The sequence below is a fragment of the Microbacterium sp. Cr-K32 genome (genome assembly GCF_000708345.1).
Lineage (GTDB): Bacteria > Actinomycetota > Actinomycetes > Actinomycetales > Microbacteriaceae > Microbacterium > Microbacterium maritypicum_A.
In genome coordinates this window covers 112516-125015 of record NZ_JARD01000008.1, presented here as the reverse complement: position 1 = coordinate 125015, position 12500 = coordinate 112516, and the positions used below count along the sequence as shown (strand labels likewise).

The 12500-nt window shown below is 68.0% G+C and carries 12 protein-coding genes; 2 read left to right on the top strand and 10 right to left on the bottom strand.

Going from position 1 to position 12500, the window contains the following annotated elements; genetic code table 11:
* Nucleotides 1-28: 28 nt before the first annotated feature.
* From GZ64_RS0101930 to rpsA, 9 genes are all read right to left on the bottom strand, one after another.
* Nucleotides 29-1246 carry an MFS transporter gene (locus GZ64_RS0101930; RefSeq protein ID WP_081859637.1) on the bottom strand — a complete coding sequence of 406 codons (1218 nt, stop codon included), beginning with the start codon at nucleotides 1244-1246 and terminating at the stop codon, nucleotides 29-31.
* Complete coding sequence (gene coaE / locus GZ64_RS0101925) at nucleotides 1243-1842, bottom strand: dephospho-CoA kinase (protein WP_029264941.1); 600 nt, start codon at nucleotides 1840-1842, stop codon at nucleotides 1243-1245. Before coaE ends, GZ64_RS0101930 begins: the two co-directional genes overlap by 4 nt.
* 32 nt (nucleotides 1843-1874) lie before the next feature.
* Nucleotides 1875-2453: a CoA-binding protein gene (locus GZ64_RS0101920; protein ID WP_081859636.1), complete on the bottom strand. Its 579-nt coding sequence runs from the start codon at nucleotides 2451-2453 to the stop codon at nucleotides 1875-1877.
* Nucleotides 2450-3754 (bottom strand): O-acetylhomoserine aminocarboxypropyltransferase/cysteine synthase family protein, encoded by a 1305-nt coding sequence (locus tag GZ64_RS0101915; protein WP_029264939.1) that lies wholly within the window; start codon nucleotides 3752-3754, stop codon nucleotides 2450-2452. The genes GZ64_RS0101920 and GZ64_RS0101915 overlap by 4 nt, the downstream gene beginning before the upstream one ends.
* Nucleotides 3751-5781, bottom strand: coding sequence for an acetate--CoA ligase (gene acs / locus GZ64_RS0101910; RefSeq protein WP_051667806.1), 2031 nt, complete (start codon nucleotides 5779-5781; stop codon nucleotides 3751-3753). The genes GZ64_RS0101915 and acs overlap by 4 nt, the downstream gene beginning before the upstream one ends.
* Nucleotides 5782-5783: 2 nt before the next feature.
* The gene (locus GZ64_RS0101905) at nucleotides 5784-6644 is read right to left on the bottom strand and encodes an ABC transporter permease (protein ID WP_029264937.1); all 861 of its coding nucleotides are present in this window, start codon (nucleotides 6642-6644) and stop codon (nucleotides 5784-5786) included.
* Complete coding sequence (locus tag GZ64_RS0101900) at nucleotides 6641-7681, bottom strand: aliphatic sulfonate ABC transporter substrate-binding protein (RefSeq protein WP_029264936.1); 1041 nt, start codon at nucleotides 7679-7681, stop codon at nucleotides 6641-6643. The genes GZ64_RS0101905 and GZ64_RS0101900 overlap by 4 nt, the downstream gene beginning before the upstream one ends.
* Nucleotides 7678-8526 (bottom strand): ABC transporter ATP-binding protein, encoded by an 849-nt coding sequence (locus GZ64_RS0101895; RefSeq protein ID WP_029264935.1) that lies wholly within the window; start codon nucleotides 8524-8526, stop codon nucleotides 7678-7680. The genes GZ64_RS0101900 and GZ64_RS0101895 overlap by 4 nt, the downstream gene beginning before the upstream one ends.
* A gap of 142 nt (nucleotides 8527-8668) precedes the next feature.
* Nucleotides 8669-10123, bottom strand: coding sequence for a 30S ribosomal protein S1 (gene rpsA / locus GZ64_RS0101890; RefSeq protein WP_021201539.1), 1455 nt, complete (start codon nucleotides 10121-10123; stop codon nucleotides 8669-8671).
* Between the two features lie 239 nt (nucleotides 10124-10362).
* Here rpsA and GZ64_RS19800 point away from each other — a divergent pair, with 239 nt between their 5' ends.
* Both GZ64_RS19800 and GZ64_RS0101885 read left to right on the top strand, forming a co-directional pair.
* On the top strand, nucleotides 10363-10920 hold the full coding sequence (locus tag GZ64_RS19800) for a hypothetical protein (protein ID WP_136025455.1): 558 nt from the start codon (nucleotides 10363-10365) through the stop codon (nucleotides 10918-10920).
* 194 nt (nucleotides 10921-11114) lie between these two features.
* Nucleotides 11115-11720 carry a PKD domain-containing protein gene (locus tag GZ64_RS0101885; protein WP_231479806.1) on the top strand — a complete coding sequence of 202 codons (606 nt, stop codon included), beginning with the start codon at nucleotides 11115-11117 and terminating at the stop codon, nucleotides 11718-11720.
* A 17-nt stretch (nucleotides 11721-11737) separates the two neighbouring features.
* On the opposite strand, the gene GZ64_RS0101880 is transcribed toward GZ64_RS0101885, so the two are convergent.
* Nucleotides 11738-12463: a hypothetical protein gene (locus GZ64_RS0101880; protein WP_029264933.1), complete on the bottom strand. Its 726-nt coding sequence runs from the start codon at nucleotides 12461-12463 to the stop codon at nucleotides 11738-11740.
* Between the last annotated feature and the right edge of the window lie 37 nt (nucleotides 12464-12500).

The window sequence follows — 12500 nt, the reverse complement described above, 5'->3', positions numbered from 1 at the left end:
CCCGCCGCGACAGCATGAGGAGTTTCTTTCAGGAAGACGACTGCCCGGTGGGTGCGCCGCGCAGAGCCGAGACGGCCGCGAGAGCAGCCACGCCGCACATCGCGACGATGACGGCGACGAACCAGCCCCAGCTCGCGGCGCCGAACACGAGGCCGAGCATCCACCCGAACAGGCTCGACCCGGCGTAGTAGGCGAAGTAGTACAGCGACGACGCCTGGGCCCGGCTGGCGGGGCCTGCCGCGACCGGCGTCCATCCGGAGGCGACGGCATGTGCTCCGAAGAACCCGGCCGTGAAGAGCACGAGACCGCCCAGCACGATCGTCGCCACCGGCACGAGCAGCAGGCCGGCGCCCGCGGCCATCACGGCGATCGAGGCGAGCAGCACGGGGAAGCGTCCGACCCGCGAGGCGAGCGCCCCGGCCCAGGGAGACGAGACCGTGCCGGCCAGGTAGGCGAGGAAGAGCAGCGTGACCACCCAGGCGGGCAGCACGAACGGTTCGGCCGACAGATGGAAGCCGAGGTAGTTGTAGACCGCCACGAAAGCGCCCATCAGCAGGAATCCCTGCGCGTACAGCGCCCACTGCAACGGCGAGCGCAACGGCGCACGCAGCTTCTCCAGGATGCCGGGCCCGCGATCAGCGCGCAGACGACCGGGGACGAACCCCCTGGCGCGCGGAGTGAGCCACAGGAACAGCGCGGCGGCGACCGCGCACATCACGGCGACCGACAGGATGCCGGCGCGCCATCCGCCGGCCTCCCCGACGATCCCCGACGCGATGCGGCCGAGCAGACCACCGACCGTGGTCCCGGCGATGTAGCTTCCCGCCGCAGCGGCGGCGTGGCGGGCCTCCACCTCCTCGCTGAGATAGGCGAGCGCCACAGCCGGCACAGCTCCCAGCGCCACCCCTTCCGCGAAACGCAGGACGAGAAGCATCCCGATCTCGCCGCTCAACGGGGCGGTGAGACCGAACACCGTGGCTGTGAGCACGCCGGTGGCCATGGCGGGCACACGACCGATGCGATCAGCGACCACCGACCAGGGGATGACCGCGAGCGCGAGGCCGAGCGTCGCGGCAGACACGCTCAGGGCTGCCGTCGCCGGGGCGACCGCGAGATCGGAGGAGATCTGCGGCAGCACGGCCTGGGCCGAGTAGAGCTGTGCGAACGTCGCGATCCCCGCGAAGAACAGACCGACGATGAGACGCCGATACTCGCGGGAGCCCGGGGCGTGACCGGAGAAGGTCACCGTGCGCTGATCCGCTCCCAGAGGGAATCCGTCTGCGCGTGTGTGTGCTCGAGAGAGTCGGACGTGTCGATCACCACATCGGCGATCGCGAGACGTCGTTCGTCGGTGACCTGGGCGTCGATCCGATCCTGCGCCGCGCGCTCGTCCATCCCGCGCAGCTCGACGAGTCGCTGCCGACGCACAGCGGCCGGGGCATGCGCGACCACGATGAGGTCCCAGGGGTCGTCCACCCGTGCTTCGACCAGGAGGGGCACGTCGTAGACGACGACCGCGTCGGCATCGTCGGCGAAGGCCGCGTCGAAGCGGCGCTGCGACTCTTCGCGCACCGCCGGATGCACGATCGCGTTCAGCTGCGCGAGGAGGTCGGCGTCGCCGAAGACCTTCGCACCCAGCGCCGCCCTGTCGAGAGAGCCGTCGGGCGCGATGACATCGGCACCGAAGGTCTCGGCGATCCGCACGAGCACAGGCGACCCGGGCGACTGCACGTCACGCACGATCTGATCGGCATCGACGACGATGGCGCCGTGCTCCGCCAGACGCCGGGCGATGGTCGACTTCCCGGAGGCGATGCCGCCGGTGAGCGCGATGAGGGGCATGCCGCCAGTCTAAGGTTCGCTGCGGCCGCTCCTCACCTCGCGAGCAGCTGACGGCGCGAGCTGATCACGCCCGTGTCGAAGCCCGCCAGATGCAGGCCGCCGTGGAACCGCGCGTGCTCGATCTTGATGCACCGGTCCATGACCACCGAGAGACCTGCACGTTCCGCGATGGCCGCCGCGTCCTCGTTCCAGGACCCCAGCTGCAGCCACAGCGTCTGCGCACCCACCTCGATCGCCTCCTGAGCGATGCCGGGAAGGTCATCATGCCGACGGAACACGTCCACGATGTCGGGCACCACGGGGAGGTCGCTCAGCGTCGCGTACACGGGCTGTCCCAGGATCCGGGTCTCTCGAGGGTTCACGAGGTAGACGTCATAAGCCGTGCTGGAGAGCAGGTATGTCGCCACGAAGTACGACGCACGCGCAGGATTGTTCGAGGCGCCGACGATCGCGATGGATGTCGCGCGTCGCAGCAGACCGAAGCGCTCTTGCTGGCTCGGCCCGATCCAGGTGCGCCCGGGGATGGTCGCCGTCGCGCCGGGCAGCGCGCAGGCCGCAGAATCCGTCACGGTGGGCAGCGCGCACGCATCGCCCGATGTCGTCGCGTTCATCGGTTCGTTCCTGTCGCCGTGGTGAGTGCCTGGTCGAGGTCCCAGATGATGTCGTCGGCGTCTTCCAGCCCGACCGATATGCGGATCAGATCTGCGCGCACGCCTGCGGCGACGAGCTGCTCCTCGGTGAGTTGGCGATGTGTCGTCGACGCCGGGTGGATGACCAGGGTGCGGGCATCTCCGATGTTCGCGAGGTGGGAGGCCAGCTGCAGGTTCTCGATCAGCGTCTCCCCCGCCGCCCTCTCGTCTTCGGCCGCGACCCCGAAGGCGAACACCGAACCGGGCCCGAGGGGCAGGTACTTGGCCGCACGCTCATGATGCGGGTGTCCTTCGAGCCCTGCCCAGGTCACGTAGGCGACCCGCGGGTCGGAGGCGAGCCAGTCCGCGACGACCCGGGCGTTCGCGAGATGCGCGTCGATGCGCTGCGGAAGGGTCTCGATGCCCTGGAGCAGATTGAACGCCGACTGCGGACTGAGCGCGGGGCCGATGTCGCGCAGTTGTTCGGATCGGAGCTTGGTGAGGAAGCCGTACTCCCCGAAGTTGTCCCACCACTTGATGCCGCCGTACGAGTCGACGGGTTCGGTCATCTGCGGGAACTTGCCGTTGCCCCAGTCGAACGTGCCCTTCTCGATGACGACGCCGCCGAGCGTGGTGCCGTGTCCGCCGAGGAACTTCGTCACGGAGTGGATGACGATGTCGGCGCCGTGCTCGAGGGGACGCGCGAGGTACGGGGTCGCCAGCGTCGCATCGACCACGAGCGGCACACCGGCCGCATGGGCGACGGCCGCCAGTCCTTCGACGTCGGCGATCTCTCCCGAGGGATTGCCGATCATCTCGACGTAGACGACCTTCGTCTCCGGACGGATAGCGGCGGCGAAGTCGGCAGGATCGGTCGAGGCGACGAATGTGGTCTCCACACCGAAGCGGCGCAGCGTCACGTCCAGCTGAGTCACGGTGCCGCCGTACAACTGCGCAGCGGCGACGACGTGGTCACCCACGCCGACGAGGGCTGCGAACGTGATGAACTCCGCGCTCATCCCGGATGCGGTGGCGACGGCGCCGATCCCGCCTTCGAGTGACGCCAGACGCTCCTCGAGGGCCGCGACCGTGGGGTTGCCTATCCGGGAGTAGATGTTGCCGTACTTCTGCAGCGCGAAGAGGTTGCCGGCATCCGCCGCGTCGTCGAACACGAACGATGTCGTCTGATAGATCGGCACCGCCCGCGCGCCGGTCGAGGCGTCAGGGGTTCCGCCGGCGTGCAGTGCTCTGGTGCGAAAACCGAAGCGGTGTTCTTCCGTCATGTTGTCCTCAGTTCAGCGGGGCGGCAGTTCAGGGGTGTCGAGAGTTCAGCGCTACCGAGCACGTCGGCGATGTCGTCGACGGCCCAGGGGTTCTGCAGCGAGGTGGTGTCTCCGAGCGGCTGGGCATCGCGACCTGCTCGGCGGTCCTGCTCGGCCTCCCACAGCTGCGCCAGGAGTCGCCGCATGATCTTGCCCGAGCGTGTCTTGGGGAGGTCCGGTACCACCACGATGTGCTTCGGCTTGGCGACAGGGCCGATCGACTGCGCGACCTGCGCACGCAGGTCGGCCGGCGTCACTTCTGCGCGGCCCGACGGCGTCACGAACGCCACGACGGCCTGCCCGGTGATCGGGTCGGAGACACCGGCGGAGCCGGCTTCACCGACGGTGGCATGCGCGACGAGAGCCGATTCGATCTCGATGGTGGAGAGCCGGTGTCCGGAGACGTTGACGACGTCGTCGAGTCGGCCGAGGATCCAGATGTACCCGTCGACGTCTCGGGTCGCACCGTCTCCGGCGACGTAGAAGCCACCGAACTCGCCGTGACCGGCATACGCCGACCAGTAGGCGTCGCGGTAGCGCTTCGGGTCACCCCACACCGTGCGAGCCATCCCGGGCCACGGGCGGCGGACCACGAGCGTTCCGGAGCGGCCGGGTTCGACCTCGCGTCCGTCCTCGTCGACCACCGCGACGTCGATCCCCGGCAGGGGCACCGACGCCGAGCCCGGCTTGAGTCGTGTGACCCCGGGCAGCGGCGCGATCATCGCGGCGCCGGTCTCCGATTGCCACCAGGTGTCGATCACCGGCAGCTCGTCACGGCCGAAGTTCCGCCGGAACCACACCCAGGCCTCGGGGTTGATCGCCTCGCCGACCGTGCCGAGCAGGCGAAGGGTCGAGAGGTCGTGGCCGACGGGGAGGTCGGGGCCGAACCAGGTCATGAAGGTGCGGATCAGTGTGGGTGCCGTGTAGTACACGGTCACCCCGTATCGCTCGATGATCTCGAGATGGCGCTCCCGGTGCGGAGAATCCGGGGTCCCCTCGTAGATGACCTGGGTGAGACCGTTCGAGAGCGGTCCGTAGATCTCGTAGGTGTGCGCGGTGACCCAGGCGAGGTCTGCGGTGCACCAGTGCACGTCGTCGGGCTTCGCATCGAAGTGCGCCCAGTGCGCCCAGCTCGCCTGCGTGAGATAGCCGCCCGACGTGTGAACGAGGCCCTTCGGCTTCCCGGTGGTGCCGGAGGTGTAGATGATGAAGAGCGGATGCTCGGCATCGAACGGCTGCGCGTCGTGCACGGGCGACGCAGTATCGACGACGTCGTGCCACCAGACATCGCGCCCGTCCGTCCACGGCACGTCCTGGCCCGTGCGCCGGAGCACCAGCACGTGCTCGAGGGCGGGAAGACCGGAGGCGGCGACATCGGCCGTGGACTTGATCTCGGTGGCAGCGCCGCGTCGGTACTGCCCGTCGCTCGTGACCAGCAGCTTCGCACCGGTGTCTTCGAGGCGGAAGCGCACGGCTTCGGCGGAGAAGCCCCCGAAGACCAGCGAGTGCACGGCGCCGATCCGCGCGCAGGCCAGCGTGATCACGATCGTCTCGACGAGCACGGGAAGGTAGATCACGACACGGTCGCCCGCCTCGACGCCGAGCGCCACGAGGGCGTTGGCGGCGCGGCACACGCGCTGCCGCAGGTCGGAGTACGTCACCGCGACACGGTCGCCCGGCTCCCCCTCGAAGTGCAGGGCGATCTTGTCGCCTCGGCCGGCCTCCACGTGTCGATCGACGCAATTGACGGCCACGTTGAGAGTGCCGCCGAGGAACCAGCGCGCCGCAGGGACCGCGTCTCCGCTTGGAGGCTCCCACTCGTGTGCGGTGTGCCAGCGCTCCGACCATTCGAGGCGTCGGGCTGCCTCTTCCCAGAACGCGACGGGATCCGTTGCGGCACGGGCGTACGCCTCCGCTGTCACGTTCGCGTGCGGGAAGGCGGTCGACGGCTCGTAGACGCGCGTCTCCTGCAATCGGACCTCGGCCATGTTCACACCCACCGACGGAGCAGGTACTTCTCCACCAGCACGAGAACGCCGTTGGTGATTGTGCCGAGCAGAGCCAACAGCACGATCGAGAGGAGGATGCGGTCCACTCGACCGCTGTTCTGAGAATCCGTGAGCAGGAAACCGAGCCCCATGGACGAAGCGATGAGCTCAGCGGCCACCAGGAACAACCACGCCTGGGCCAGTGCGAGACGGAGGCCGGAGACGACGGACGGCACGACCGCGGGCAGCTGCACGATGCGGAACAACGACCACCCGCGCAGGCTGAACGAGCGTCCGGCCTCGACGAGCTGCGGGTCGACGTGCCGGAGTGCGGAGGCGACCGTGGTGTAGACGGGGAAGAACGCCCCGATCGCGATGAGCGTGACCTTGGACTCCTCCCCGATCTGCATCCAGAGAATCAGCAGCGGCACCCAGGCCAGCGACGGCACGGCGCGGATGGCGGCGAGCGTCGGGCTCAGCAGCACGTCGCCGAGCCGGGACAGCCCCACCACCCCCGCCGCGGCGAGACCGATCAGGGAGCCGATCGCGAATCCGAGCAGCACGCGCTGCACGGAGATGGCGATGTGCGTCCAGAGCTGGCCGCTCTCTGCGAGCTCGACACCGGCCTGGAAGACCGAGGCGGGCGTGGGCAGGCGGTAGGGCGGGATGAGCCCGTTCGTCGTGACGACCTGCCAGACGATCAGGATGATCACCGGAAGGAGGAGGCCGGCGACGATGCGAACGACCGGACGGTCCCAGGGGCGCCGGGCAGCGGCATCGGGCCGCCTGAGATCGCCCTTCGCGAAGTCGAGCGCGTCCCGCGAGTCGGCGGGCGCGATCACGCGCTGGTCGAGTTCACTCACTCGCCGTCGACCGCCTTCTCGGCGAAGGTCGCGTTCACGATCGAGGAGAGCGCCTTGTCGACGGAGTCCTTGCCGCCCTGCACGTCGCCGGACTCCACGAGCACGGGGGCGATCTTCTCGAGCACGGCGATCTGGTCGTCGCCGGGGACGCCGCTCACGTCGAGGTTCGAGCGCTCCTCGATCACGGTGGTGGCGACGCCGAGGTCGATGCCGGCGACCTCGGCCAGGAGCGCCGCAGTCTTGTCGGGGTTCTCCAGCGCCCACTCGCGTGCCTGCTCGTAGGCGTCGACGACCGCCTGCGCGAGGTCGGGGTGGTTCGTGATGAAGTCCTCGGTGGCGTTGAGGAAGCCGTACGTGTTGAAGTCGACGTTGCGGTAGACGAGCTTGTCACCCGACTCTGCCTCGGCCGCGGCCATGATCGGATCGAGGCCCGACCACGCGTCGACCGAACCGCCGTCGAGAGCCGCCCGGCCGTCGGCGTGCTGCAGGTTCTGCACCTCGACGTCCGAGAGCGACAGGCCGCCCTCTTCGAGCGCCTGCAGCAGGAAGAAGTAGGGATCGGTGCCCTTGGTGGCAGCTACGGAGGCGCCCTTCAGATCTTCGATCGACGTGATGTCGCTGTCCGGTCCGACGACGATGGCCGCCCACTCCGGCTGCGAGAAGATGTCGATGACCTGGATGGGCGAGCCGTTGGCACGGGCAAGGAGCGCCGCGGATCCCGCGGTCGATCCGACGTCGACCGAGCCGGAGCGCAGCAGTTCGTTGGCCTTGTTGGAGCCGGCGGACTGCACCCACTCAACGGCGACCTCATCGCCGAGGATGTCTTCGAGGATGCCCTGGTCACGGATCACGAGGCTCAGCGGGTTGTACGTCGCGAAGTCGATCGACAGCGTGTCGGACGACCACTCGTTGGTCCCGGAGGTGGGCTTCGTGTCGGTGGCCGCGGCGTTCTCTCCCGCGACGCAACCCGTCGCGACGAGCATCATCGTCCCGGCGATCGCGATCGCGGGGACGATTCGGCGGGTGGTGATGCTCATCGGGTCTCCTCGGCGGTGCGGTGGTGGGTGTCGACGCCGAGGCCCTCGAGAAGGTCGGCGCGCAGGTCGGCGAGACCGCGGTCGGCGCGGTCTCTGGGGCGGACGCCCGGAACGGTGATCGTGCGGGCGATGGAGGACTCGTCGCCGTCGGCCGCGCCCAGCGTGCGCAGCAGGAGGACACGGTCGGCGAGATAGAGGGCTTCTTCCACATCGTGCGTGACGAGGAGGATCGTGGTGGGCTCCGCGGAGTGGATCTTCAGCAGCAGATCGTGCATGCGCAGGCGCGTGAGCGCGTCGAGCGCTCCGAAAGGCTCGTCGAGGAGGAGCACGCCGGGGTTCCGGGCGAGAGCCCTGGCGAGGGATGCGCGCTGGGCCATGCCGCCGGACACCTCGCGAGGACGCTGATCCGCCGCATGATCGAGGCCGACCAGCTGCAGCAGCTCACGGACGCGTTCGCGGCCGAGGCGGCGTGCGGTGCCCCGCGCGAGGCCGAGTTCGACGTTCTGTGCGATCGTGCGCCACGGGAGCAGCCTCGGCTCCTGGAACGCCACGGCCGTGCGCTCGTCCACGTCGGCGACGGGCGTGTCGTCGAGTCGGATGCCGCCTCGTGTCGGCGCGTCCAGACCTCCGACGAGGCGCAGCAGGGTCGACTTGCCGCAGCCGGAGGGCCCGACGACGGCCACGATCTCACCGGCGGCTATGTCGACGTCGACGCCCCGCAGCACGTCGCGGTGGCCGTGCGGCAGAGGAAACGATCGTTCGATGCCTTCGAGCCGAACGGCCTGTGCCGTACCCACCGTCGTCGGAGCGACGGTGGTGCGCGGTGCGGGCAGCAGGGTGGTCATACGCCCATGCTGGCCGAGCGGATCGGTTGTCACGAATGCCGTCGTAATGTTGCGTCACGAGCGGGATTCCGTGGTGTGGATATGCGAAACGGGCCGCCACACCCGCCCGAAGGCGAGGTGACGACCCGTTCCCGAATGCTGCTTAAGCGTTGCCGCCCGAGAGCTTCTCGCGCAGAGCGGCGAGAGCCTCGTCGTCCGCGAGGGTGCCGGCGCCGGCAGCCTCGCTGGTGAAGGTCTGACCGCCGAAGTCGTCTCCGGCCGCAGCCTCGGCCTCGGCCGCCTTGACGACCTGAGCCTTGTGCGCCTCCCAGCGAGCCTGGGCTGCAGCGTACTCCTGCTCCCATGCCTCGCGCTGGGCGTCGAAGCCTTCCTTCCACGCACCGGTCTCGGCGTCGAAGCCCTCCGGGTACTTGTACTCGCCGTTCTCGTCGTACTCGGCGAGCATGCCGTACAGGGCCGGGTCGAACTCGGTGCCGTTGGGGTCGACCGACTCGTTGGCCTGCTTCAGCGACAGCGAGATGCGACGACGCTCGAGGTCGATGTCGATGACCTTGACGAAGACCTCTTCGCCGACCGACACGACCTGCTCAGCCAGCTCCACGTGCTTGCTGGAGAGCTCGGAGATGTGGACGAGGCCCTCGATGCCGTCTGCGACGCGAACGAACGCACCGAACGGGACGAGCTTGGTGACCTTACCCGGCGTGACCTGTCCGATCGCGTGGGTACGGGCGAAGACCTGCCACGGGTCCTCCTGCGTCGCCTTCAGCGACAGGGAGACGCGCTCGCGGTCGAGGTCGACCTCGAGGATCTCGACGGTGACCTCCTGGCCCACCTCGACGACCTCGGAGGCGTGCTCGATGTGCTTCCAGGACAGCTCGGAGACGTGCACGAGGCCGTCCACGCCGCCCAGGTCGACGAACGCACCGAAGTTGACGATCGACGAGACGACACCCTTGCGGACCTGACCCTTGTGCAGGTTGTTCAGGAACGTGGTGCGCGACTCCGACTGCGTCTGCTCGAGCAGCGCACGGCGGCTCAGGACGACGTTGTTGCGGTTCTTGTCGAGCTCGAGGATCTTGGCCTCGATCTCCTGGCCGAGGTACGGCGTGAGGTCGCGGACGCGGCGCAGCTCGATGAGCGAAGCCGGCAGGAAGCCACGGAGGCCGATGTCGACGATGAGTCCACCCTTGACGACCTCGATGACCGTACCGGTGACGACGCCGTCGTTCTCCTTGATCTTCTCGACGTCTCCCCAGGCACGCTCGTACTGTGCGCGCTTCTTGGAGAGGATCAGACGGCCTTCCTTGTCCTCCTTCTGGAGAACGAGGGCCTCGACCAGATCGCCGACAGCGACGACCTCGTTGGGGTCGACGTCGTGCTTGATCGAGAGCTCGCGCGAGGGGATGACACCCTCGGTCTTGTAGCCGACATCGAGGAGGACCTCATCGCGGTCGATCTTGACGATCGTGCCTTCGATGATGTCGCCGTCGTTGAAGAACTTCAGGGTCTTCTCGACCGCGGCCAGGAAGTCCTCAGCAGATCCGATGTCGTTGATGGCGACCTGCTTGGTGGCCGGGGCGGTCGTTGCGGTAGTCATGTAGTGGGTTGTCCTTGTTGAATGGAGACTCGGGCTGGGAGGCAACGACCGCGCACGGCCGACTGCATGCTTCACAGCAGTTGGATTTTGGTTTTCTCGTCACGAGGGCACGCGCATGCACGCCACGAGTGACGGTTAAGGCTATCAGAAGTTCGGATACTGCAGGAGTCGAATTCCGACGGGCGCCGACCTGTGGATAACTCCCCCGGGCCCGACGCGCTCCGGGCTACCGTGACGGGGTGATCTCGCCGACTCCTCCTCTCGCCACTTCCCGTCGCCTCGGCGCTCTCACGATGGTCGCCGTTGCCGTGACACTCGCGGGCTGCGCGCCGACTCCGGCTCCGACGCCCACGCCGACCGCAGCCTTCGCCTCGGAAGAAGAAGCCTTCGCCGCCGCGGAGGCGACCTTTGAAGAGTATGTCCGTGCACTCAATGCAATCGACACGGCCGATCCGGCTACCTTCGAGAGGTTGTTCGATCTGTCGAGCGGTAGCGTCGAGAAGGCAGATCGGGAGAACTTCTCCAGGATGCGCTCTGAAGGAAAGGTGATCGGTGGCGCCACCCGAGCGCTCTCGTTCAAGGGTGTGCATAGCGCCCCACCGTTCGACTCCGTGACTGCAACGCTTTGCTTGGACGTGAGCCAGGTTACGATCCTCAATCCGGATGGCTCCTCGGCAGTCAGCCCGGATCGCCCCGATGTATACGGGCTCGAGGTCACATTTCGGGCACCAGATCGACATGGGTTGTTGGTCGATTCCGCCGCCTCAAGCGAAGAGGTTCAATGTCCCGCCTCTTAGCCGCGATTACCGTCTTCGCTGCGCTCGTTCACCTAAGCGACAGTGGAAAGCCACCCGGATTCTCCGATTTCATAGCAGGTACCGACGGCAGCCAGGTTACGACGAGTGCGAGTCAGCAAGAGGATGGGGTCCGCACCGACAACAACGTCCCGGACGGAGGGCCCCCGTCCACCCCGACCTCTCCAGCTTTCCCGGTGCACGAGTTCGACTTCGATTCGTGTCTCGACGACTGGAACAGCTCCCGCAGCTGCTTTCGCGCCGCGGTCGACGAGGAACCGACGTCACCCCCGCCACCGGCGACGGATGAGCCCGCCGCCCCGGCGATCACGATCGACGATCTCGCACAGTTCGCTCCCGATCCGGTCGCGAACGTCGGCGAGCCCGACAACGTCGGTGTGGCCGGGATGCCGACGAACTTCGTCGCGGCGGCGTCCGCGCGCACGCGCTCGGGTACCCTTCTCGGCACCCCTCTCTCGGTGCGGTTCACACCTGTCGACTATGAGTTCGTGCACGGCGACGGCACCTCTGCGACATCGAGCACCGGCGGACAGACCTGGTCGGCGCTCGGTCAGGCCCCGTTCACCCCGACCGCGACGAGCCACGTCTATCGCGAGCGCGGCACCTACCAGGCGCATGTCACCGTCCGCTACGCCGCGGAGGTCGACCTCGGCGGCGGCTGGTTCCCGGTCGCCGGTCGACTCACGATCCCGGGCCCCGCACGGGAAATACGCATCTTCGAGGCCCACACCGCACTCGTGGCCTTCACCTGCGAACAGCGCCCATCGGCCCCAGGCTGCTGAGCGACATCGAAGAAGAGCTAGCGCGCGATGGTCACGACGACCGGGGCGCCGTCCGCATCGACGTACCCGTCGAGCGTCAGTCTCGCGTCCTGGTCGATGCCCTCCGCCGTCACGAACGTGATCTGCGGAACCAGATCCATCGTGCAGACCTCGTTCGCGCTCTTGTCCAGCCGAACGATCGCCTCGTTCTCGCTGACGGCCTCGACGGCCCCGGAGGCAGGCATGCAGGTCGACGATCCCCAGGTGAGGACCGCGAGTTCATGCGCGTCGATCCATGCCGCCGCGGGTGTCTGCTCGGGCATCCGATCGGCCGGGATGATCTCTCCTGACACGAGTCCGGGAAGCGTCAGTTCCGTGGTCTCTCCCCCGGGATCCGTCACTGTCAGCTCGACAGGTCGCGAGGAATCGAACGCCGCCGGCAGCCCGACGTACATCCCGTGAGCGGTCTGCACTTTCGCGCACACCTCATCCGTGCCGTCGACGAGAACGAGCTCGAGCGATTGGTCCCCCGCGACGATGTCCCCGATCTGCGGAGCGCACGCATCGCCCCACGTCTTCAGCACGAACGACGTCGCATCCAGCCACGCCGCCCGCGGTGCGTGTGACGTGTCGGAGGTGTCCGGAGCGGACGTCGATTCCGGGACAGGAGAGGTCCCCGCCGACATGGCGCATCCGCTCAGTACCGCAGCGAGCACCACCCCGCCCAGGGCGAGGGACGAGAACGTGCGAAGAGAAGCTGTCATACCCGTGAGTGTCGCAACCGCGCGGATCGTCTCACGC

Coding starts and splice junctions, on each gene's coding strand:
- coaE (WP_029264941.1), bottom strand. CDS start 1,842: ATGCCCCTCATCGCGCTCACCGGCGGCATCGCCTCCGGGAAGTCGACC.
- GZ64_RS0101920 (WP_081859636.1), bottom strand. CDS start 2,453: ATGAACGCGACGACATCGGGCGATGCGTGCGCGCTGCCCACCGTGACG.
- GZ64_RS0101915 (WP_029264939.1), bottom strand. CDS start 3,754: ATGACGGAAGAACACCGCTTCGGTTTTCGCACCAGAGCACTGCACGCC.
- acs (WP_051667806.1), bottom strand. CDS start 5,781: ATGGCCGAGGTCCGATTGCAGGAGACGCGCGTCTACGAGCCGTCGACC.
- GZ64_RS0101900 (WP_029264936.1), bottom strand. CDS start 7,681: ATGAGCATCACCACCCGCCGAATCGTCCCCGCGATCGCGATCGCCGGG.
- GZ64_RS0101895 (WP_029264935.1), bottom strand. CDS start 8,526: ATGACCACCCTGCTGCCCGCACCGCGCACCACCGTCGCTCCGACGACG.
- rpsA (WP_021201539.1), bottom strand. CDS start 10,123: ATGACTACCGCAACGACCGCCCCGGCCACCAAGCAGGTCGCCATCAAC.
- GZ64_RS0101880 (WP_029264933.1), bottom strand. CDS start 12,463: ATGACAGCTTCTCTTCGCACGTTCTCGTCCCTCGCCCTGGGCGGGGTG.